The sequence below is a fragment of the Corynebacterium liangguodongii genome, from assembly GCF_003070865.1.
Taxonomy (GTDB): Bacteria; Actinomycetota; Actinomycetes; order Mycobacteriales; family Mycobacteriaceae; genus Corynebacterium; species Corynebacterium liangguodongii.
Genome location: NZ_CP026948.1, coordinates 1,113,204 through 1,133,647, shown reverse-complemented (window position 1 = coordinate 1,133,647; position 20,444 = coordinate 1,113,204). Strand labels below are relative to the sequence as shown.

20 protein-coding genes and 1 tRNA gene are annotated in these 20,444 nt (G+C 67.7%); 6 read left to right on the top strand and 15 right to left on the bottom strand.

The window, feature by feature from the left end; genetic code table 11:
* The 4 genes from C3E79_RS05410 (at window position 1) to C3E79_RS05395 (ending at window position 5,122) form a co-directional block, all read left to right on the top strand.
* Entirely contained in the window at window positions 1-1,251 is a 1,251-nt protein-coding gene (locus C3E79_RS05410) for a DEAD/DEAH box helicase (RefSeq protein ID WP_108403994.1), read from the top strand.
* A 3-nt stretch (window positions 1,252-1,254) separates the two neighbouring features.
* Window positions 1,255-2,637, top strand: a complete 1,383-nt coding sequence (locus C3E79_RS05405; protein WP_108403993.1) for a hemolysin family protein — start codon at window positions 1,255-1,257, stop codon at window positions 2,635-2,637.
* Window positions 2,634-3,683: a hemolysin family protein gene (locus C3E79_RS05400; RefSeq protein WP_108403992.1), complete on the top strand. Its 1,050-nt coding sequence runs from the start codon at window positions 2,634-2,636 to the stop codon at window positions 3,681-3,683. Before C3E79_RS05405 ends, C3E79_RS05400 begins: the two co-directional genes overlap by 4 nt.
* 65 nt (window positions 3,684-3,748) lie before the next feature.
* On the top strand, window positions 3,749-5,122 hold the full coding sequence (locus C3E79_RS05395; protein WP_108403991.1) for a hypothetical protein: 1,374 nt from the start codon (window positions 3,749-3,751) through the stop codon (window positions 5,120-5,122).
* Here C3E79_RS05395 and C3E79_RS05390 read toward each other — a convergent pair.
* The 5 genes from C3E79_RS05390 to secA2 form a co-directional block, all read right to left on the bottom strand.
* Entirely contained in the window at window positions 5,119-5,715 is a 597-nt protein-coding gene (locus C3E79_RS05390) for a MerR family transcriptional regulator (RefSeq protein ID WP_412778849.1), read from the bottom strand. The two genes, C3E79_RS05395 and C3E79_RS05390, sit on opposite strands and share 4 nt — an antisense overlap.
* Before the next feature lie 78 nt (window positions 5,716-5,793).
* Complete coding sequence (locus C3E79_RS05385) at window positions 5,794-6,366, bottom strand: bifunctional nuclease domain-containing protein (protein ID WP_108403989.1); 573 nt, start codon at window positions 6,364-6,366, stop codon at window positions 5,794-5,796.
* On the bottom strand, window positions 6,367-7,098 hold the full coding sequence (ftsR, locus tag C3E79_RS05380; RefSeq protein WP_108403988.1) for a transcriptional regulator FtsR: 732 nt from the start codon (window positions 7,096-7,098) through the stop codon (window positions 6,367-6,369).
* A 24-nt stretch (window positions 7,099-7,122) separates the two neighbouring features.
* On the bottom strand, window positions 7,123-7,551 hold the full coding sequence (gene odhI, locus C3E79_RS05375) for an oxoglutarate dehydrogenase inhibitor Odhl (protein WP_108403987.1): 429 nt from the start codon (window positions 7,549-7,551) through the stop codon (window positions 7,123-7,125).
* A 134-nt stretch (window positions 7,552-7,685) separates the two neighbouring features.
* Window positions 7,686-9,977 carry an accessory Sec system translocase SecA2 gene (gene secA2, locus C3E79_RS05370; protein ID WP_108403986.1) on the bottom strand — a complete coding sequence of 764 codons (2,292 nt, stop codon included), beginning with the start codon at window positions 9,975-9,977 and terminating at the stop codon, window positions 7,686-7,688.
* A gap of 163 nt (window positions 9,978-10,140) precedes the next feature.
* Between secA2 and C3E79_RS05365 the strand changes: the two genes are divergently transcribed.
* A tRNA-Pro gene (locus C3E79_RS05365) sits at window positions 10,141-10,214 on the top strand.
* Between the two features lie 7 nt (window positions 10,215-10,221).
* On the opposite strand, the gene C3E79_RS05360 is transcribed toward C3E79_RS05365, so the two are convergent.
* Window positions 10,222-11,175: a diacylglycerol/lipid kinase family protein gene (locus C3E79_RS05360; RefSeq protein WP_108403985.1), complete on the bottom strand. Its 954-nt coding sequence runs from the start codon at window positions 11,173-11,175 to the stop codon at window positions 10,222-10,224.
* A gap of 23 nt (window positions 11,176-11,198) precedes the next feature.
* On the opposite strand from C3E79_RS05360, the gene C3E79_RS05355 reads away from it, so the two are divergent.
* Complete coding sequence (locus C3E79_RS05355; protein ID WP_108403984.1) at window positions 11,199-11,963, top strand: class I SAM-dependent methyltransferase; 765 nt, start codon at window positions 11,199-11,201, stop codon at window positions 11,961-11,963.
* Here C3E79_RS05355 and C3E79_RS05350 read toward each other — a convergent pair.
* From C3E79_RS05350 to C3E79_RS05310, 9 genes are all read right to left on the bottom strand, one after another.
* Window positions 11,960-13,438: an HNH endonuclease signature motif containing protein gene (locus tag C3E79_RS05350; RefSeq protein ID WP_108405071.1), complete on the bottom strand. Its 1,479-nt coding sequence runs from the start codon at window positions 13,436-13,438 to the stop codon at window positions 11,960-11,962. The genes C3E79_RS05355 and C3E79_RS05350 overlap by 4 nt on opposite strands.
* A gap of 75 nt (window positions 13,439-13,513) precedes the next feature.
* The gene (der, locus tag C3E79_RS05345) at window positions 13,514-14,941 is read right to left on the bottom strand and encodes a ribosome biogenesis GTPase Der (protein ID WP_108403983.1); all 1,428 of its coding nucleotides are present in this window, start codon (window positions 14,939-14,941) and stop codon (window positions 13,514-13,516) included.
* Window positions 14,938-15,636, bottom strand: a complete 699-nt coding sequence (gene cmk / locus C3E79_RS05340) for a (d)CMP kinase (protein ID WP_108403982.1) — start codon at window positions 15,634-15,636, stop codon at window positions 14,938-14,940. The genes der and cmk overlap by 4 nt, the downstream gene beginning before the upstream one ends.
* The gene (locus C3E79_RS05335) at window positions 15,636-16,505 is read right to left on the bottom strand and encodes a pseudouridine synthase (RefSeq protein ID WP_108403981.1); all 870 of its coding nucleotides are present in this window, start codon (window positions 16,503-16,505) and stop codon (window positions 15,636-15,638) included. Before C3E79_RS05335 ends, cmk begins: the two co-directional genes overlap by 1 nt.
* 62 nt (window positions 16,506-16,567) lie before the next feature.
* Entirely contained in the window at window positions 16,568-17,131 is a 564-nt protein-coding gene (gene scpB / locus C3E79_RS05330) for an SMC-Scp complex subunit ScpB (protein ID WP_108403980.1), read from the bottom strand.
* Window positions 17,132-17,143: 12 nt separating this feature from the next.
* Window positions 17,144-17,950: a segregation and condensation protein A gene (locus tag C3E79_RS05325; RefSeq protein ID WP_108403979.1), complete on the bottom strand. Its 807-nt coding sequence runs from the start codon at window positions 17,948-17,950 to the stop codon at window positions 17,144-17,146.
* A gap of 4 nt (window positions 17,951-17,954) precedes the next feature.
* The gene (locus C3E79_RS05320) at window positions 17,955-18,827 is read right to left on the bottom strand and encodes a ParA family protein (protein WP_108405070.1); all 873 of its coding nucleotides are present in this window, start codon (window positions 18,825-18,827) and stop codon (window positions 17,955-17,957) included.
* 71 nt (window positions 18,828-18,898) lie between these two features.
* Window positions 18,899-19,771 (bottom strand): site-specific tyrosine recombinase XerD, encoded by an 873-nt coding sequence (gene xerD / locus C3E79_RS05315; protein WP_108405069.1) that lies wholly within the window; start codon window positions 19,769-19,771, stop codon window positions 18,899-18,901.
* A 24-nt stretch (window positions 19,772-19,795) separates the two neighbouring features.
* The gene (locus tag C3E79_RS05310) at window positions 19,796-20,440 is read right to left on the bottom strand and encodes an NUDIX domain-containing protein (protein ID WP_108403978.1); all 645 of its coding nucleotides are present in this window, start codon (window positions 20,438-20,440) and stop codon (window positions 19,796-19,798) included.
* Window positions 20,441-20,444: the final 4 nt, after the last annotated feature.

The following is a 20,444-nucleotide window of genomic DNA, read 5'->3' as shown; positions in this document are numbered from 1 at the left end:
ATGACTTCTTTTGCCGACCTCGGCCTTCCCCGACCCATCGTCACCGTCCTGCAGAAGCAGGCGATCACGGAGCCGTTCCCGATCCAGGCCGCCGCGATCCCCGACGCCTTGTCGGGCCGCGACGTCCTCGGCCGCGGCCCGACCGGCTCGGGCAAGACCTTTACCTTCGGGCTCCCCATGCTCACCCGCCTCGCCGGCGCCCCGTCGCGCCCCGGCCACCCCCGCGGCCTGATCCTCGCGCCCACGCGCGAGCTCGCGGCGCAGATCCGCGAGCGGCTCGAGGACCCGGCGGCCGCGCTCGGCCTGCGCGTGTTAGACGTCGTCGGCGGGGTCAACATCAACAACCACATCCGTTCCCTGGCGCGCCCCGTCGATCTCCTCGTAGCCACTCCGGGGCGGGCGGAGGACCTTATCGGCCAGGGCAAGCTCTTTTTCGACGCGGTGGAGATCACCGCGCTCGATGAGGCCGACCAGATGGCGGACATGGGCTTTCTACCGCAGGTGCGCAAGCTGCTCGATCGCACCCCGTCCGGCGGGCAGCGCCTGTTGTTCTCTGCCACGCTCGACGGGGACGTCGAGAAGCTCATCGCGCGCTATATGCACGACCCCGTCACGCACTCGACCGCCCCGGCGCAGGCCGCGGTGGATACGATGACCCACTACCGCCTGCTCGTCGGCGATCGCGACCAGCGCAGCGAGGTGGTTGCGCGCATCGGCGCCCGCGAAGGCAGGACGATCATGTTCATGCGCACGAAACACGGCGTCGACCGGCAGGTCAAGAAGCTGCGCCGCGTGGGCATCAACGCCCAGGGCCTGCACGGCGATAAGGGCCAGGGCGCGCGCACCCGCGCGCTCGAGGGCTTCGGGGACGGCTCGACGCCGGTGTTAGTGGCCACCGACATCGCCGCCCGCGGCATCGACGTCGACGACGTCTCCCTTGTCGTCCACGTCGATCCCCCCGCTGAGCACAAGGCCTACCTGCACCGGGCGGGCCGCACGGCGCGCGCCGGAACCTCCGGGACCGTGGTGACCCTCGTGCTCGACGAACAGGAGCGCGAGGTCGCCGCGTTGATGGACAAGGCGGGTGTGCGCGCCAAGGCGGTGCGGGTGACGCCGGATTCGGCCGAGTTGGCTAAGATTACGGGCGCGCGAGAGCCTGCGGGGACACCTCTGCCGCCTCCCGGTCAAGATCGGGCGCACGCGCAGCCTACCCAGAACCGCCGACGACGAAGGAGTACCGGGCGAAGCTAGGCCATGGACATATTCATATCGATCCTCTCTCTTCTCGGCTTCATCGCGCTGACGGCGTCGACCGGGCTCTTCGTGGCCATCGAGTTCGCCATGACGGGCCTGGAGCGCTCCACCGTCGACGCGCACGCGCGCGATGTGGGAGACCGCGCCGCGAAGGCGGTCGCGCGCGATCACGCGAACCTCTCCTTTGTCCTCTCCGGCGCGCAGCTGGGCATTACGGTAACCACCCTGGCCGCGGGTTTCTTGGCCGAACCCGTACTCGGCAAGTACTTCACCCCTTTGCTTCACGCCGTGGGGCTGAGCGAGGGGGCGTCGACAAGCGTCGCGCTCATTCTCGCCCTGCTCGTGGCAACGTTCCTCTCCATGGTCTTCGGCGAGCTCGTGCCCAAAAACATCGCGATTACGGAACCGCTGCACACGGCCCGCTTTGTTGTCCCCCCGGTCAACGCGTTTAACACCGCTCTCGCGTGGTTCATCAGGGCGCTTAACCGCTCGGCCAACTGGGTGGTTCGCAAGCTCGGAATTGAACCGGCCGACGAGCTTGCCTCGGCGCGTTCCGCGCAGGAGCTCGGCGCGATGGTGCGCAACTCGGTGGAGGCCGGCAGCTTCGACGCCGAGACCGCGCGCGTGATCGACCGCTCGCTCCAGTTCGGGGACACGACCGCGGAGGAGGTCATGACCCCGCGCTCGCGCATCGAGTCCCTCGACGCGGGCGACACCGTAGCCGATCTCATCGACCTGGCCCGCTCGACCGGGCACTCCCGCTTCCCCGTGCGCCGGGGAGACCTCGACGACACGGTGGGAGTCGTGCACGTCAAGGACGCGTTTTCCGTGGACAAGGCGCAGCGTTGCTCGACCCTGCTCGGCGAGCTCGCCCGCCCCGTCCCGGTGATCCCGGGCACCCTCGACGGCGACGCCGTGCTCAACCGGGTGCGCTCGGCCGGCTCGCAGGTCGTGCTGGTTGCAGACGAGTACGGCGGGACGCAGGGGCTGGTCACCATCGAAGACGTCGTCGAGGAGCTTCTCGGCGAGTTCTACGACGAGTACGACGACAGGGAATCCGAGCGGGATTTCCAACGCTTCGGATCCTCGTGGGAAGTCTCGGGCCTCGTGCGCCTCGACGAGCTTGGGGAACGCCTGAGCTACACCGCCCCTGACGGCCCTTACGAGACCCTCGGCGGGTTGATCATGGCGACGCTTGGCCGTCTACCATCCGTTGGCGACAAGGTTCTTCTTCCGGAGGCCGACGGAGGCTTCCAGGAGCATTTCGAGTCCGGCAACGCAGGGCGGTGGACGGCGCACGTCACCGTCATGGACGATAGGCGCGTGGACAAGGCGATTCTCACCCCCGTGCCCGCAACCGACGTGAAGGAGCAGGGCCGATGAGCATTTGGTTAGCGCTGCTCCTCATCGCAGTCCTGTTGGCGTGTAACGCGTTTTTCGTCGCCGCCGAGTTCGCCCTTGTCTCCTCACGGCGCGACCGCCTCGAATCGATGCTGGCGCAGGGCAAGGGCGAGGCCCAGCGGGTCATCGACGCGGTCGAGCACCTCTCGATCTACCTTGCCGGCGCCCAATTCGGCATCACGATCTGCTCGCTGATCTTGGGCAAGGTCGCCGAGCCGGCCATCGCCCACTACATCGAGGTTCCGTTTACCGCACTCGGCGTTCCGGCCGACATGCTCCACCCCGTAGCCTTCGTTATCGCGCTGGCGATCATCTCTTGGCTCCACATCTTGTTCGGTGAGATGGTGCCGAAGAACATCGCGATCGCTGGCCCCGAGCAGCTCGCCCTGTGGCTCACCCCGGCGATGAAGGCATGGGTGACGGTGGCTGGCCCGATTATCCGAGCGCTGAACTGGGTGGCACGGATAACCCTGCGGGCATTCGGCGTGGAGCAGCGCGACGAGCTGGAGTCGACGGTGGACGAGCAGCAGCTCGAGAGCATGATCATGGAATCGCGCGAGGAGGGTCTTCTCGACGCCGAGGAGACGGCACGGCTCGCCAAGGCCTTAAGGTCGGATTCGCGCAGCCTCAAGGAGGTGATTATTCCTCTGAGCGAGCTCAAGACCATCCCGTATTCCAATGCGGGCATCCCGCTCGTGGTGATCGAGCAGGCGGTGCGCGAGACGGGTTATTCTCGCTTCCCCATCGAGCGCGCCGGCGGGGCGCTCGTGGGCTACCTCCACGTCAAGGACATCCTCGACCTCATGGCGTCGGATGACCCCAACCCGGTGGTGCCCACCTCGCGGATCCGCCGCCTCAGCATCGTCGACGGGGCTGGCTCGCTTGACGACGCCTTGACGGCCATGCACCGTCGCTCCGCCCACATGGCCCAGGTGCGCGACAACGGTGAGCTCGTCGGCGTTCTCGCTCTCGAGGACATCATCGAGGAGTATGTGGGCACGGTTTCCGACTGGACCCACGAGGACTAACCTCATCGTCGGCGGCTAGGATGTAGCCAAACGGGAACCGTTCATCCCTGGCAAAGGTGGTTTATATGGGGCGTCACGCTTCCGGTACGAACAACTACGCGCTCTCCGGCCGCGCGATCGCCGCGATCGTGGCCGTGGCCATCGTCCTCATCGCCGCGGTGGCGTGGGCGCTCCGCCCGCGCGAGGGGGACCCTCAGGCCGCGCCAGAGCCGCCGAGCTGCGTCGCGGGTGAGCTCGAGCTCCCCATCGCCGCCGCCGATAAGCGGCTCGGCGAGAAGCTCGCCCACGACTATGCCGCCACCTCCCCTGTCGTGCGCGATTATTGCATTAACCCCACCGTCGTGGACTCGGTCGCCGACGCCGCGGTCTACATCGCGCCGAATACCCCGGTCGCCCACCAGGAGCTGGCGCAACGAGGCCGCACCGCCGCGACGTCTGAGCCGAGCCCGGTAGCCGCCGTGAAAGTGGGCGTGGCTCACAAGGGCGGCCCGGCCGAGGCGAAGCTTGGGGAGGTCACCTTCCCCGTCGACGAGGAGCCCGCAGCCTCTGCACTGGTCGCATCTGCACTGGCAGCCAACGACGAGGAGGCCGTCGAGGCGCTCACCGCGCGGCGCGCCCAAAATCTGGCTGGCGCGGCCGAGGTGAGCGATTTCGTTGCGACATCCGAGGGAAACGTCCCCGCCGGCTACACCTTCTCCCCCGTGGAGGGCGAGGTCGTCTACACCGCGATCCCCCTCAACCAAGCCGATAGTATCAGCGAGGAGCAGGCCCGCGCCGGGCAGGACTTTGCCAAGGCCATGCGCGATCCCGCGGCCGCAGACGCCGGGCAACAGCCCGCGATCTCGGATCTCGTGTGGGCCGCGGCGACGCCGTCCGGCGGAGAGAACATCACGCAGCACACGGACCCCGGTGCGAAGCTTGCCGATGGCGGGCCGATGGACACGCTCTTCCTGCTCGATACCTCCGAGGCGATGGCGCCGTACATGACCGAGGCAGAACGCGGCATCGCCGACGCGGCGCGCGCTGTAGCCGCCTCCGGCAAGAGCGTGGCGCTATGGAACTACTCCTCCCCCCTCAACCCCGGTGTGGTCAACGGCTATCGCCGCAACGTGGCGCTCACCCCCGACGCGGAGGCGGTCGCCGACGCGGTGGGCAGGTTCCTCAACGGCGGGGTGCCTCGCACCCGGGAGGCCGTCACCGCCGCGGTGAGCGAGAGCGCGGGGTCAACCCGCATCGTCGTGGTGACCACAGGGACCGCCGACGGCGGCGACGACAACGCGTTCATCGCAGGTATCGACAATGCGAACATCGCCGTCGTTCACGTGGGAGAGGGTCAGCAGGACCAGGCGCTGCGCGGCGCGGCAAAGTCCGCGGCGGAGGCGCAGCGGGGCGATCAGGTGGCCCCGGCCATCAAGGCCGCGGCCGGGATTGCGGGCTAGGAGGACTTGCGGCGCCGGCGCGCGGCGAGTTCGTCGATACTAACTACCTCGGCGACGTCGCCATCGTCGGCGACGCGCTCGGAGGGGAACGAGGAGATGGTGCCGGTGAGCTCCCGCATGATCTGCGGCACGGCGATGCCGAACACGCCCTGCCCGCCGCCGAGCAGGTCGATGATCTCCTCGCTGCTGCGGCATTCGTAGACCGTGCGCCCGTCGGAGACGAGGGTGATCTCCGCGATGTCGTTAACGCCGCGGTCGCGCAGCTTATCCACCGCGAGGCGGATGTTCTGCAGGGAGATTCCGGTGTCAAGCAGGCGCTTGACGATCTTGAGGACGAGGATGTCCTTAAACGAATAGAGACGCTGGGAGCCGGAGCCCTTGGCGCCGCGGATGGAGGGGCGCACCAGGTTGGTCCGCGCCCAGTAGTCCAGCTGGCGGTAGGTAATGCCTGCGACCTGGCACGCGATGGGCACGCGGTAGCCAACCTCGTCGGAGGGGCCCAGGTCGAACAGGGTTTCTTGCACCGGGCGGGTGTCGTTTTTCTCGCTCACGTAATTACTCCCATGAAGTTTTGATTCGGGCCTCACATTCATTAAAGGCCAAGCATAGACATCGGTCAAGCCTCGACGGCGCAACACGCCGAACTCTAAACCAAAACTTTACCTTTAGGGTTACTCTTCCCCATCAGTCACATCCGTACCACCCGCATCGTCGGCCCCGGAAAGGTCCTCCTCCTCCACCCCGAGGTGCCGCATGAGCTCCGCGAACGACCCGTCGTCGTCACTCGGCGCTTCGGCCTCGGCACCCGCGCCGTCAAGCTCGGGGATGTCGAGGTCAAGATAGGTCAGGGCGTCCGCGGAGCTGCACCACACGCCCGCGGCGGCAACAACGTCCTCGCTCACCTCGATGTCTAGCCGCTCCTCCACCGCCAGGGCGAAGGCGTCGCTCGGGCGCAGGTCGATCGATTCCCCGCTGCCGAGCTGCACCGACGCGATGTAGACGCCCTCGTGCACGCTGAGGATCGAAACCTTCTCCGCGCCCTCGCGCCGGACGATATCGGCGAGGGCGTCGACGGCGTGCGGCCGCCGGGGGTGCCACCCTTCGAACCGCCCCGCCAGGCGGGTGCCGTCGATGGGCGAGACCCACACGGGCAAGAACCGTCTACGCTGCTCGACGTAGAGGAGCACGCACAAAAAACGCTCCGGGCCGAAAGGATGAATGCCGGAGAACTCCGCCTCGAGCATTTAGGCGCCCAAGTTCTTCAGCTCGTTGCGCACCAAGGCGGCGTGGAGCGAGACCACCAGCGCGGTGAGCTGCTGCTCAAGGTCGTTCGCCTTCTCCTTGGCCCCGCTTTGGCGCGACTTGGCCACCGGCTCGGTCACCCGCGCGATGATATCGGCCTGGCGCGCCGCTGCCGTGCGCAGAGGTTTTAGGTGGCGCTCGTCCAACCCGAACTGCGCGAGCGAGGCCACGGCGGCGGCCACCTCGACGCTTCCCTGGTCGAAGTGCCCGGACGCGTCCGGGGTGATAAGGCCCGAGGAGATGAGCGAGGCGACGGCCGCGGCGTCCACACCGGCGCGCTGGGCCACCTCGGCATCGCTCAAGGCGAGACCGGAGCTCGCTTTCGGCACCGGGACGAGCGGGGCGTGGGTGTGCGCGGCCAACGGGGTGACGTTTCCGGCGTCCATCGCTTCGAGTTGCTCGCGGATCACCTTCAGCGGGAGGTAGTTGTCGCGCTGGGTGACCAGAATGTAGCGCAGGCGCTCGACATCGGCGTCGGTGAAGCGCCGATAGCCGGAGGCCGTGCGCTGCGGGGTGATGAGCCCTTCCGATTCGAGGAACCGAATCTTGGAGACGGTCACGTCCGGGAATTCTTCGCGCAGGCGCTCCAAGACAACGCCGATCGACATCGTCTTGGCCGGCTTACCGGCGCCGGGGGCCGCGGGTTGCGGGGAGGTGCTGCGGATTGCGCTCATATCCTAGAGATCTACTGCGGTCGCTTACTTGTTGTCGGCGATAAAGACGAGACGGAATTTGCCGATCTGGATCTCGTCGCCGGCGGCCAGCGTCTGGGAGTTGCGCGGCTCGCGGTTGACGTAGGTGCCGTTGAGCGATCCCACGTCAACGACCTCGAAGGTGCCCTCGTCGCGGCGGAACTCCGCGTGGCGACGCGACACGGTGACGTCATCGAGGAAGATGTCGGCCTCCGGGTGGCGGCCGGCGGTGGTGACGTCCTGATCGAGCAGGAAGCGCGCCCCGGCGTTGGGGCCGCGCTTGACAACGAGAAGTGCCGCACCCTCGGGAAGGTTGTGCACCCCGGCGCCCGCCTCGGAGGGTGCTGCGCCAGACTCCATCTCCTTCAGCAGGTCTGCGCGGAATACCGAAGTGGTCTCTACCTGGTTCTCCGGCGCACCAGTGTTCTCGCTCATTCTCTCTCCTGACGCTGTGTATGGATGACTGGGAATACCGGAAGCCAGCACGCGCTGGTGCGGGCTCCGAATCAACTAAGGGACATAGTACCGGCAACCGCCCTCCCGCGTGACTAACGGCGTGCGGACGCCGGCTACCTGAAGATGTTTGCCACGCCGGAAATCAGCGAGTTCCCGCCCCCGGACAGCGGGTTGTCGCTGACCATGTAGGTCCATGTCGCGCTCGGGCGCTTCCAGCCCGCGTCGTCGAGGTGGGCACCGGCGGCATCGATCTCTACCTTCGCAAAGGTCTCCGCCGCCTGATCGACGGCCCGGTTCGCCAGCTCCTTGAACTCGCGCACGGCGATGCGGTGATACTCGTCGATCGGGGTCTCCCGGGCGATCGCCCGCAGGTGGATGGACTCGCGCACCTCGTCCATGAGCGCGAGGTAGGCGCTCCACTCGGCGTCGAGGTGGTAGGCCATGATCTCCCGCGCGGCCTGTTCGCGCACCTCGGCGGGCAAGCCGTCGAGCTCGGCGGCCCGCTGCGGGCACCGGGCGGCAAGCTCCCTCCACGCCACCGGGGTGTCGAGGATCGCGGCGCGGCGCTCGTCAAGGATATCGCGGTGATCGGCGATGAGCTTGTTGTACTTCCACGTTTGCGCGTGGATCTCCAGCAGTTGCCCCTCCGTCACCCGGCGGCAGTGTTCGATGAAGGCCGCGACCTTCGGGTCTGTGATCCTCCCCTCGGCGTCCGGTTGAGCCGTGACCTTGCTATCGGCGCCGCCGGTGACCACGACGTCGTCTTCGAGCGAGACGAAAAACACCGTCAACCCCGGGTCGCCCTGGCGCCCCGCGCGCCCGCGCAGCTGGTTGTCGAGCCGTGAGGTGCGGTGCCGCGAGGTCCCGATCACGGCCAGCCCGCCGAGGGAGACGACCTCTTCGCGGGCGGACTCGTCCGCCCCGCCGAGGCGGATATCGGTGCCGCGGCCCGCCATCTGCGTCGACACTGTCACCCGGCCGACGTCTCCAGCCTCCGCGATGATGCGGGCCTCCTCCGCGTCGTTCTTGGCGTTGAGGACGCTCACCTCGATCCCGAGCTGGCGAAGCTGCGCCGCGAGCGCCTCGGATTCCGCCACGTCGTGGGTGCCCACGAGCACCGGCTGGCCGCGGCCGTTCAGCAGCGCGACCTCCTCGACGATGGCGCGGTTTTTCTCGGCGGCGGTGGCGTAGATTCGGTCGGCCTCGTCGAAGCGCTTCGTCGGCGTAGCCCGCTCGATCACGGAGACGCGCAGACCGTAGAAGGTGCGCAGCTGCTCCGTCGCCTCCACGGCTGTGCCGGTCATCCCGCACACCTGCGGGTAGCGCCGCATGAGGGCCTGTAGCGTGATCGAATCGAGGATGCGGCCGCCTTCGGAGACGTCGAGGCCCTCCTTCGCCTCGACGGCGGCTTGAAGCCCGTCCGGCCAGCGCTGGAGCTCGGCGACGCGACCGCGGGAGGCGTCGACAAGAGCGACCTTGCCGTCGTCGACGATGTAGTGGACGTCGCGGATGAGCAGCGCCTTCGCGTGGAGCGCGAGGTTGACGCGCACGAGCGTGTCGCCGACGTGCTCGGCGTCGTAGAGCGATTCGATTCCCAGCGAGCGCTCGATGGCGCGCGCTCCGTGCTCGGTCAGCGATACCGCCCGCCCCGTCGAATCGACGGCGTAGTCTGTCCCGGCGGACAGGCGCGAGACCGCCTCGGTGATCCGGCCGGTGGCCTGCTGGGTGCCCACGCTGCCGGCGAGGACGAGGGGGACCAAGGCTTCGTCGATAAGCACGCTGTCCGCCTCGTCGACGAGCGCGACGTCCGCGGGCGCCTGCACCGCGTCCTCGCGCCGCGTGATCTGGTTATCGCGCAGGTGGTCGAAGCCGATCTCGGCCACGGGCGCGTAGACAACGTCGCAGCGGTAGGCCGCCACTCGCTCTTCGCGTGTCGAGGCCTCCGTCACCGCCCCAACCGTGAGCCCGAAGAACTCCACGAGCGGGCGCATCCACTCCGCGTCGCGCTGGGCGAGGTAGTTGTTGACGGTCATGAGGTGGACCCGCTTGCCCGTGAGCGCAAAACCCGTCGCCGCCATCGCGCCGACCAAGGTCTTGCCCTCGCCGGTATCCATCTGGATGACGTCGCCCTCCAACAAGCGCAGCACCGCCTGGCTTTGGACACCGAACGGGGCCATCGCGAGCGCGCGTGTCGACGCCTCCGCCAACCCCGCGATAAAGGCGACCTTATCCTCAATCCCCCGCTCGCCCACCGCCGCGCGCACCGCCTCGACGACGCCTTCGTCGGAATAGGCCTTGAACTGGGCGGAAAGCTCGCCGGATCGCTCGATAATGCTGCGCGAGACCTTGTCGTTGCGCTGCGTTGTCGATCCCATCGCCTTCCAGAACCAGTCAAAAGCGCCCATCGCTCTCCAGTGCCCTTTCCGTACCTCGTGTTGCCCGCATGCCTTGCGTGCCTCGACCATACGTTACCCGCACGACGCCCGGTGTCGGCCCGGTGACCTGCCGATTACCGGTTGTGAGGTCGCGTGCGCTAATCTGATCGAGTTCGCCGCACGCGGCGGACAACGGGCTATGGCGCAGTTTGGTAGCGCACTACACTGGGGGTGTAGGGGTCGCAGGTTCAAATCCTGTTAGCCCGACAATTTCCTAGTCGGCACGCACGACGAGCGCGCCCGCGAGGATGTCGATCTCCGCGGCGCGGACGCGGCCGATCGTATCGCCATCCACTTCGAATATTTCCGGTGACCCGAACTCGATGGTCACCCGCTCCCCGCTCTCAAAGGTCATCGCGTTCGGCGGCCGGGGCGTAAAGAGGTGGCTGCCGCGGCCCACAAGCCTCAAGACCGTGTTCCCGGCGACGAGCGCGGCCACGCGCGCCCACCCCAGCGGACCGCGCGGGGCGATGGTGACAAGATCGAGCTTCCCGTCGTCAGGCCGGGCGTTCGGGAGCAACGGCACGTGGGAATAGACATCCCCGCAGTTCCCGATGATGAGGGTGTGCAGGCGCTTTTTGGCCACGCGCTCGCCGTCGAAGCTAAAGGTGGCCCGGACGTTGTTGCCCCCGCGCAGCGCGCGCACCACCCCGGGGACGTAGGCGGCCGGGCCGATGCGCTCCTTGAGGTCTTCGTCGGTGTGCTCGATCATCTCGGCGTCGGCCCCGACGCCGGCCATGACCACGAAGCGCATCACGTCCGTCGAGCGATCGGCCCGGTGCAGGCGCGCCTCGCAGACGTCGATACGCCTGTCCCGCCCGTGAAACGCGCGGGCCACTGATGCCTCGAGGCCCAGGTCCAGCGCGAGGTTGCGCGCCAGCAGATTTCCCGTACCCGCGGGTACGATGCCGAGTGCGACGCCGCTGCCCGCTAGAGCGGAGGCAACGAGGCGGACGGTGCCGTCTCCCCCGGCGGCGATGACGAGGACCGCCCCTGCCTGCGCCGCCGCGGCGGCCTGGGCGTAGCCGGAATCCTCCGGGGTCGTGGCCACCCATTCGACCCGCGCCGTGAGGGGAGCCTGCGCGCCAACTGCCGCGCGCAGGCTCCCCTCGTCCACCTTGGCGGGGTTATACACCACGACAACTAGGTCCCTGTGCTGGCCTTCCACGCATTCACTATAAGTTGGTTTCTATGAAGGCGAGCCGCAAAGACGCACCGGCGTTCCGGGACGCCGCGCACCAAAGAGCGGCGGCGGGCGCGTTCGTGCAGGGGGCCTCCCTCTACGACGACGCCCGGCCAACCTATCCCCCGGCGGTCGCCGCCCTGGTCAGCGGGGCCTCGGAGGTTCTCGACGTCGGCTGCGGGACCGGCAAGCTCACCGAGACACTCCTTGTGCCCGGGCGCAAGGTCTTTGCCCTTGATCCCTCGGCGGACATGGTGAGCGTCTTTGCCCGGCGGCTGCCCGGGGTTCCAGTGTGGCGGGCGTGCGCAGAGGCGAGCGGGGTGGCCTCTGCTCGCGTCGATGCCATAACCTGCGCGCAAACATGGCACTGGGTGGACGCCGTCGCGGCAAGCCGGGAGGCCGATCGCGTCGTGCGCGACGGCGGCGCCCTCCTCCTGTGCTGGAACACGCTTGACGTGCGCCACCCCTGGGTGTTGCGGCTGAGCCGGATCATGCACTCCGGGGACGTGCTGAAGGACGGCTTCTACCCCACCGTCGCCGCGCCGTGGCGGCTCGAGGCCGAGCACCGCGAGACGTGGCTGCAGCCCGTCACCACCCACGGCCTCTTCGAGCTCATGGCCACGCGATCGTATTGGTTGCGCGCCGGCGCGGCGACCCGTGAGAAGATGGCCGCCAACCTCACCTGGTATCTCTTCGAGCGGCTCGGCTGCGAGCCCGGGCAGGTGCTCCCGCTGCCGTACCGCACCGACGCGTTTTGCTACAGGCGCGGCTAACTAGCCCGGTTGTTGGGGTCGCTGTCTACAAGGCGTTGGATTCTCGCGTCGTATTCCTCCGGGGTCTCCTCCGGCCTCTCATCCGTCCACGGGGTGTAGAGCGGGCGCGGCCGCGGGCGGATCGGGAACCGCATCGCGAACTCCTTCTCAAGCTCGCCAAGCAACCGGATGCACTCGGCGTAGCTGCCTCCCGCCTCAAAGTCGTCGAGGATCTTGTGACCGCGGGCCGAAAACGCCGCCTGCCGGTCGCGCTCCCTCATGCGCTTGTGCACGTCCACGCTCCAGCGCGGCTCGCGCGCGCCGAGCTGCTGTGCTAGGAAGCCTTCCGGCTCCGCCAGCGCGTAGGTCCCATCGGGGAAAAGCCACACCACGTCGCCCGTCGCGGGGTCGGGCACGTAGAAGGCGCGGGTGTCGGTCTTGGCGTTGTGATGATGCGCACAGAGAGTGAACAGATTGCTCGGAGTCGTCTCCCCTCCCGCGTCGTAGGGGATGCGGTGATCGAGCTGGCACGCCTCCGCTGCCCGGTCGCACCCCGGCCAGAGGCACACCCCGTCGCGGGCGAGCGCGTACGCGCGCATACTTGTCGACGCCACATACCCAGCAACCCGGTGCCCAGCGACCTCGTCGAGGTTGACTACCCGCGGTGGGCGCTCACCGCCAAGCTCCTCTGCCGCTAGCGTGCCCTCCGCGTCCGTCCACCCGCTGCCCGGAAAGTAGACCGACTCCCCCGCCGCGGGGGCGCCGTCCGGGTCGAGCGGCGTGAAGCCGAAAAGCGTCACCTTCACCTCGGCCCGCTGGGCTCCGGTGAGGATCATCCGCATGGCCTCGTCCTCGCTCACCTTGTGCTCGCGCGCGACGCTGTGCCTGTAGGCGCGCATGACGGCATGCGTCGCGGCGTCGCACTCCACGACCACACCGCATCCCTTCGCCCCGCCGTACTCGCTGACCTTGACCGTCCCGGCGGGGCGGGCGCGGCGGGCGCGCTTTGCCGCATCGAAGCCGACTCGCGCGTCAAGCCGCGCGATAAACGCCCGGAGCCTGGCCGTAATCGCCCGCGGACTTGCCAGCGGCTGGTTCGCCCGCTTCGGGGTGAACATGGTGGCCAGGAACTCGTCGATGACCCCGAAAGCCTCCGCGGTAAGATCCGGGCCCAGCTCCCCAATGACGTTGTCGATGGCGACGAGGCGCTTGATGTCGAGCACCCTCGTCGCGTCTTGAATCGAGCGCAACCACGGAAGGTCCGCCATCCGGCGGTAGGCGAAGATCGCCTTCTCCACGGCCGCACGGCTCTCCCCCGTCGCCTCCTGGATCGCCGTGATCTCACGGTCAAAATCATCCACGGCAAAGGCCGCGTCGGCCCACGCTGAGTACACCTCGTGGTCGATGTCCCTCTTGCGTTGCGCGAGCTCGACGAGCCGGTCCCCCGGCCGCTGCGTACGAAAAAACGGTGTGTGTTCCTGCGGATCTTTCTCCATGGTGTCCCCCTTCACCACACACCATACTAGAACACCTATTCGCACGCAAGCGTTTTCGAAAATAGGCTACGCCGCTTAGCTTGGGCGGGCGCGTCGCTCCCTAATTCGCACGGCTATGCGAACCGGCGTGCCGTGGTAGCCGAAGCGTTCGCGGAACTTCCGTTCGAGGTAGCGCCGGTACCCCGCATCCAAAAACCCCGTGGTAAAGAGCACGACTGTCGGCGGGCGGGTGGAGGCCATTGTGGCGAAGAGCACTTTCGGGAGGCGGTTGTTCTTCATCGGCGGCGGGTTAGCGGCGATCGCCTCGCGCAACCAGGCGTTGAGCTGGCCGGTGGAGACGCGCTTGTCCCAGTTCTCGAGCGCCTCCGTCATCGCGGGTTCGAGGCGGTGCAGGCCGCGGCCGGTATCGGCCGAGATGTTGAGTTTGGTCACCCACGGCAGGTGGCCCATCATCTCGTCGAACTCGCGGTCGAAGTAGTAGCGACGGTCCTCGTCCATGAGGTCCCACTTGTTAAAGCACACCACCATGGCCTTGCCCGCTTCGAGCACCATGGACACGACGCGCTGGTCCTGTTCGGAGATGGGCTCTGAGGCGTCGATAAGCACGACGCACACCTCCGCCGCCTCGATCGTGCCGCGGGTGCGCAGCGAGGCGTAGTACTCATGGCCCTGGGCGTTTTTCACCTTCTTGCGCAGCCCGGCTGTATCGATAAACTTCCACAGCGCGCCGTCGAGCTCGATGAGCTCATCGACCGGGTCGACCGTGGTGCCCGCGACGTTGTCGACGACGGAGCGGTCAGAGCGCGAGAGCTTGTTGAGCAAGCTCGACTTGCCGACGTTCGGCCGACCCACCAACGCGACGCGGCGCGGGCCCTCCGTGACCGAGTCGGCAGCGCGCGGCACCTCCGGGAACTGCCGCAAAATCTCGTCGAGCACGTCAGCCCCTCCGCGCCCGTGGAGCGCGGAGACCGGCCACGGGTCGCCCAGACCGAGGGAGTAGAAGTCTGCGACGTCGCCCCACTGCGCCTCCGACTCGAACTTGTTGGCCACCAAGATCACCGGCACCTCGGAGCGCTGCAGGTTGCGCGCCATGACAGCATCCGTTTCGGTGATGCCCGTGTGCGAGTCAACGACGAACACGATGACGTCGGAGGTCTCCATCGCCGCCTCGGACTGCCTTGCGATCGCGGCGTGGATGCCCTTGGCATCCGGGTCCCATCCGCCGGTGTCCTGGACGAAGAAACGCCGCCCGTTCCAATCGGTGATGTAGCTCACCCGATCGCGGGTCACGCCGGGGTGGTCCTCCACCACCGCCTCACGGCGCCCGATAAAGCGATTGACCAGCGTCGACTTCCCCACGTTGGGCCGACCCACGATTGAGACAGTCGGGAGCGCCTCCTCGACAATCTCGGGGTTCTCAACGCCGTAGGCGCGCTCGAGCTCCTCCCAATCGATCTCCTCGCCCGTGCCCGGCTCGAAGAATTCGGTCTCGTCCTCGCTCACAACGCGCTCCTTTCGATCAACGCGATCAACGCGGCAAGGACCTCGTCGCGGTCCATCTCGGAGGTATCGATGATGGTCGCGTCCTCGGCCGGCTTGAGGGGGCTCACGGCGCGGGAGGAATCAAGCTCGTCGCGGCGCTGGACGTCAGCGAGAACGGTGTCGAAATCGACCTCTCTCCCCGCCGCGACGTCCTGGTCGAACCTGCGCCTCGCGCGGACCTCGGCGGAGGCGGTGAGGAAGACTTTCACTGGGGCGTCGACAAGCACGACGGTGCCGATGTCGCGGCCCTCAACGATCGCGCGGTGCGCGCGGGCGGCGAGGCTGCGCTGCAGCGCCACGAGGTTCTCCCGCACCTCGGGGATCGCGGAGACGGCGGAAACGCTGCGCGTCACCTCCGGGCCTCGGATCTCACGCGAGACGTCCTCACCGGCGAGCACGACCTCGGTGGAATCCGGGTCGTCCGCGACCTCGAGCGGGAGCTCCCGCGTCGCCTCGATCACGGCCGAGGAGTCGGCCGGGTCGATCCCTGCCCGGAGGACGGCAAGCGTGGCCACGCGGTACATCGCCCCGGTATCGACGTATTTGGCGTCGAGCTCCTTAGCCAGAGCCCGGCACGTCGTCGACTTCCCGGTCCCGCTCGGCCCATCGACCGCGACGATGAGGCCGCCGTTCGGCATATTCGACAATGCGTTCATCACATCTCCACCGCCTTGTACAACGAGGTCAGCTCCGCCGAATTGAGCGCGCGCAGGGACCCGGGCTTCATCTCCCCGAGCTGGACTGTGTGCACCTTGGTGCGCACGAGACGCTGCACCGGGTACCCCGCGGCCTTGAGCATGCGGCGCACGATGTGCTTGCGACCCTCGTGCAGTTCGACCCGGATGATCGACTGGCCGTTGTGGGTGTCCACGATCTGGACGTAGTCGGCCTTCGCAGGGCCGTCGTCAAGCTCGATGCCCTCTCGCAGCTGCTTGATGAGCGTGGGCTTGGCCTCGCCGAGCACCGTGGCGAGGTAGGTCTTTTTGATGTTGTAGCGCGGGTGCATCAGTCGGTTGGCCAGCTCGCCGTCGTTGGTGAGCAGCAACAGGCCCTCGGTGTCCGCATCGAGGCGGCCCACGTGGAAGAGCCGCTGCCCGGAAGCCGTCTTCTCTGCGACGTAGCTTCCCACCGAAGTGCGATCCATCTCGTCTTTCATGGTCGACTGCACCCCGCGCGGCTTATTGAAAGCGAAGTACTCGTGCTCCTCGTTGACATTGATGCGCACGCCGTCGACGCGGATGATATCCACGCTGGGATTCACGCGCGTTCCCTGCGTGGTCACGATCGTGTCGTTGACCTCGACGCGGCCCTGGGAGATCATGATCTCGGCGTGGCGGCGCGAGGCGACACCCGCCTTAGCCAGAACTTTTTGCAGGCGCACGCCCTCTTCGGGGGCGTCCCACCAGTTATCTTCGAGCGGGTGGGGTGTCACATTTTGCTTCTTGGCCGGCCGCGCATAGGAGATGTAGAACGTATCGTCCTTCTCTCTATCCGGTGTGCCGTCTCGGCGAGCGGGGGGAGTCATCATGGATCCTTACACTATGTAAGCGGTTTTCGAACGCGCGCCAGCCTACCAGATGGAGGGAATTACCAAGCATCCTCGATCGAGTCGATCTCCGGGAGCAGAGGCGCCAGCTCGGGCAGGCTGTCTAGCGAGTCAATGCCGAGCAGCTCGAGGAAGAACTCGGTGGTGACGTAGCGGTGCGCGCCGGTCGAGGCGTCCGGGTCCACCTCCGCGATCAGCCCGCGCAGCGCGAGCGTGCGCATCACGCCGTCGACGTTGACCCCGCGCACGCCGGCGACCTGGGAGCGGGTCACCGGCTGACGGTAAGCGATCACCGCCAGCGTCTCCAGCGCTGCCCGCGAGAGCGTCGACTGGGTGCCGTCAAGAAGAAACTTCTCCACCGCCTGGGAGTTCTCCGCCCGGGTGTAGAGCCGCCAGCCCTCCTCCCCCTCGCGCAGGCTCATCCCGCTGCCCCGCGCGTCGAACTCGGCTGCGATCTCGCGCAGCTGCTTATCGACGTCTCCTTCCTCCGCCCCGAGCGCACGGGCCAAATCGGCCGTCGAGGCCGGGCTGTCTATGACCAACAGCACCGACTCGAGCTGTGAGCGCAGCTGCGTGACCATCGGCAGACCGTCTGGTTGCTCCATGAGTTAGTGATCCTAGGTCCAGTTGCTCGCCGCGACGACCGCGGGGTCGACCTCTGCCCCCGTCCAGGCGACGTCGAGGGGGCCTAGCGCCTCGGGCTGCCGCGCCTCGAGCGCCCGCGCCTTGAACAGCTCGAGCAGCGCGAGGAATCGGCCGACGACCTCCATCGACCGGGCGCAATCAGCGGTGAGGTCGGCGAAAGCGAGCCATTGGGCCGGGCCCGCCAAGCGCAGCATGGCCAGGATCTTGCCCGCTTGCTCTGGCACCGAGACCGCCTGGGCGTGGACGTGGTCGGTGCGCACCTCCTCCGGCGGCCGCGGCCGAAACACGCTCGCCGCCAGCGCGGCAAAGCTCTCTGCGTTATGGCCCAGCACCACCGGGGGCATAAGCTCGGCGAAGCGTTCCTCCGGGCCCACCGCCCTGGGGTAGGTGCGCGCCGCGGTGGCCTGCCACTGCGCGAACTGTTCGGCCACCCGTTGGTATGCCCGGTACTGCAGCAGGCGGGCGAAGAGCAGGTCGCGCGACTCCAACAGCTCGAGAGTCTCGGCGTCGCTCGCCTCGCCGCGGGGCAGCAAACGGGCAGCCTTGAGATCGAGCAGGGTCGCGGCGATGAGGAGGAACTCCGTTACCTCGTCAAGTTCTGACGCTTGACCCAGGGCCCGCGTGTAGGCGATGAATTCGTCGGTCACCTCTGAGAGCGCGACCTCCGTCACGTCGAGCTTCTTGGAGCTAATGAGCTGCAACAGCAAGTCGAACGGGCCCTCAAAGTTGCCCAGCACCAGCCTAAAGCCGGTGATTTCGGGCTGGTTCGGAGCCGGCATCGACTCACCCGTCCGTGCGCTCGAGCACCTCGAGGGCCAGGTTGCGGTACTGCTCAGCGCCCTGGGATCGCGGCGCCCAGGTGATAATCGGCTCGCCCGCCACCGACGTCTCCGGGAAGCGCACGGTGCGGGTGATCACGGTGTCGAACACCGTCTCCCCGAAGACCTCGAGCACGCGGTCCATCACCTCGCGGGCGTGCGAGGTACGGCGGTCGAACATGGTCACGAGGATGCCGATGATCTCTAGGTCGAAGTTGATCCGGTCGCGCACCTTCTCCACCGTATCGGTCAATAGCGCCAAGCCCCGCAGGGAGAAGTACTCGCACTCCATCGGGATGATCACCCCGTGGGAGGCGGCCAGCGCGTTGACGGTGAGCAGGCCCAACGAGGGCCCGCAGTCCAGCACAATGTAGTCGTATTCGGCGCGGGCGGGGCGCAGGCAGCGCGCGAGCGTCTGCTCGCGCCCGACCTCGTTGACGAGCTGAATCTCCGCGGCAGAAAGATCGATGTTGGCCGGTACAAGGTCGAGCCCGGCGACGTTCGTGTGCCGGATCGCCGCGTGGACATTCGCCGTAGAGTCGAAGAGCAGGTCGTAGACGGTAACCTGCTCTTCATCGTGCGCCACCCCGAGCCCGGCAGAGAGCGCGCCCTGCGGGTCGAGGTCAACGAGGAGGACGCTACGCCCCTGCTCTGCCAGGCAGGCCCCCAGGTTGATGGTGGAGGTGGTCTTGCCCACCCCGCCCTTCTGGTTGACCATGGAAATCACCTTCGCGGGCCCGTGCCGCAAAAGCTCCTTGGGCTTGGCAAACTCTCGCACGGGCCGGCCGGTCAGTCCGACTGGCGCTCCTTCGGCCTCGAACAGCGACTCGCTCTCCATCGCCATGGCGTCTCCTGATGTGAGGTGTGTGTTCCGGGCAGTTACCACGGTCAAGCTTACACTGTTGTCATTCAGGCCCGCGGGTGCGCCGTCTTCCACACCTCGCGGAGGTTCTCCGCAGTGACGTGGGTGTAGATCTGTGTCGTGGTCACGGACGAGTGCCCTAAAAGCTCCTGGACCGTGCGCACGTCGGCGCCTCCTTCCAACAGGTGCGTGGCAAAGGAATGGCGCAAGGTGTGCGGAGAGATATCTTTGTCTATCCCGGCCCGCTGCGCCGCGCCCTTGACCACGGTCCACGCACTCTGCCGGGAAAGCGCCGTCCCGCGTTTGTTCAAAAACAACGCGTGGGACGCCCCGCTCGCCAGCGCGGGCCGGCCGCGCACGAGGTAGGCGTCGATCGCCGCCCGCGCGTGGGAGCCCAAGGGCACTATGCGCTGTTTGTCCCCCTTGCCGGTGACGGTGATGACGTCCTCGCCCCCGCTCACGTCGTCGACAGTTATGTCAAGCGCCTCGGTCACACGCGCCCCGGTGGCGTAGAGTGTCTCCACCAGCGCGCGGTCGCGCAGCTGCGTCGGGGTCTGCGTGGGGCAGGCCTCGATGAGGCGCTCGACCTCTGCGACGCTGAGCGTCTCCGGCAACTTCTCCCCCGCGCCCGGCGGGGCGACGGCGGCGGAGACGTCGGAGCCGACGACCCCCTCCGCCGCGGCGAACTTGTGCAGCCCGCGGGCGACGACGAGGGCGCGGGCCGCGGACGACGACGCAAGCGGGCGCTCCCCGCGCCGCAGGTCCGCGACGTACGCCTCCAGGTGGGATGCGTCTACCTCACCGAGATCGGAAATCCCCGCTTCAGCGAGCCACCCGAGGTAGCGCGCGGCGTCGCGCCTGTAGTTCGATAGCGTGTGGGCGGATGCGCCGCGCTCCACCGCGAGGTGGTCGAGCCACATCGCGGCCACCCGTGCAGGCTCCACCTACGAAAACTTCTTCAGGTCCGAGCCGTGCCCGATGCGGCGGCGCGCCATCGAGGTCGGCCGCAGCTCGAACGGCGTATCGACGCCCAACGGGCGCGCCACCCCGTCTCGCACCGCGCAGGCAGCGAGGATCCCGGCGATGGCGATCGAGTTGGTCACCGCGCCCGCGAACACGCGCGCCCGCGCCTCGTCGAGGTCCACCCACTCGAGGGTCATCTCCGCCTCCTCGTCCTCCGCCTCCGGGCGCTGCACCTCGGAGAGGTCACGGGCGAGGAATACCCGGACGGCCTCTTCCGCGAACCCCGGGGAGGTCACGAGGTCGAGCAGCACCCCCCAGTCGCCGGCCGCTAACCCAGCTTCTTCGCGCAGCTCCCGCTTCGCGCACTCCAGCTCGGTCTCCCCCGCCACGTCCAGGATCCCGGCCGGCAGCTCCTGGAGCCTGCGGCCGACGCTGTGGCGGTACTGCTCGACCATGGCGATGCGCCCCTCGCCGTCGAGGGCGACGATCGCGACGGCGCCGAGGTGTTCGACGATCTCGCGATCGGCGCTAACGCCGGTCGGCATTGTCACGGTATCGCGCCGGAGCGCGAGGATGGGGGCGTCGACAAGAAGCTGCGACTTCGTCACCGTGTATTCGTGGGCCATGACG

Bases quoted from the DNA above. Each gene is read 5' to 3' on its own strand.
- C3E79_RS05335 (WP_108403981.1), bottom strand. From the start codon at position 16,505: ATGACTCCCCCCGCTCGCCGAGACGGCACACCGGATAGAGAGAAGGAC.
- C3E79_RS05395 (WP_108403991.1), top strand. From the start codon at position 3,749: ATGGGGCGTCACGCTTCCGGTACGAACAACTACGCGCTCTCCGGCCGC.
- C3E79_RS05405 (WP_108403993.1), top strand. From the start codon at position 1,255: ATGGACATATTCATATCGATCCTCTCTCTTCTCGGCTTCATCGCGCTG.
- xerD (WP_108405069.1), bottom strand. From the start codon at position 19,771: ATGTGGCTCGACCACCTCGCGGTGGAGCGCGGCGCATCCGCCCACACG.
- secA2 (WP_108403986.1), bottom strand. From the start codon at position 9,977: ATGGGCGCTTTTGACTGGTTCTGGAAGGCGATGGGATCGACAACGCAG.
- scpB (WP_108403980.1), bottom strand. From the start codon at position 17,131: ATGGAGCAACCAGACGGTCTGCCGATGGTCACGCAGCTGCGCTCACAG.
- odhI (WP_108403987.1), bottom strand. From the start codon at position 7,551: ATGAGCGAGAACACTGGTGCGCCGGAGAACCAGGTAGAGACCACTTCG.
- C3E79_RS05320 (WP_108405070.1), bottom strand. From the start codon at position 18,827: ATGGAGAGCGAGTCGCTGTTCGAGGCCGAAGGAGCGCCAGTCGGACTG.
- C3E79_RS05310 (WP_108403978.1), bottom strand. From the start codon at position 20,440: ATGGCCCACGAATACACGGTGACGAAGTCGCAGCTTCTTGTCGACGCC.
- C3E79_RS05390 (WP_412778849.1), bottom strand. From the start codon at position 5,715: ATGAATGTGAGGCCCGAATCAAAACTTCATGGGAGTAATTACGTGAGC.
- C3E79_RS05350 (WP_108405071.1), bottom strand. From the start codon at position 13,438: ATGGAGAAAGATCCGCAGGAACACACACCGTTTTTTCGTACGCAGCGG.
- C3E79_RS05400 (WP_108403992.1), top strand. From the start codon at position 2,634: ATGAGCATTTGGTTAGCGCTGCTCCTCATCGCAGTCCTGTTGGCGTGT.
- C3E79_RS05385 (WP_108403989.1), bottom strand. From the start codon at position 6,366: ATGCTCGAGGCGGAGTTCTCCGGCATTCATCCTTTCGGCCCGGAGCGT.
- ftsR (WP_108403988.1), bottom strand. From the start codon at position 7,098: ATGAGCGCAATCCGCAGCACCTCCCCGCAACCCGCGGCCCCCGGCGCC.
- cmk (WP_108403982.1), bottom strand. From the start codon at position 15,636: ATGAACGCATTGTCGAATATGCCGAACGGCGGCCTCATCGTCGCGGTC.
- C3E79_RS05325 (WP_108403979.1), bottom strand. From the start codon at position 17,950: ATGCCGGCTCCGAACCAGCCCGAAATCACCGGCTTTAGGCTGGTGCTG.
- C3E79_RS05410 (WP_108403994.1), top strand. From the start codon at position 1: ATGACTTCTTTTGCCGACCTCGGCCTTCCCCGACCCATCGTCACCGTC.
- C3E79_RS05355 (WP_108403984.1), top strand. From the start codon at position 11,199: ATGAAGGCGAGCCGCAAAGACGCACCGGCGTTCCGGGACGCCGCGCAC.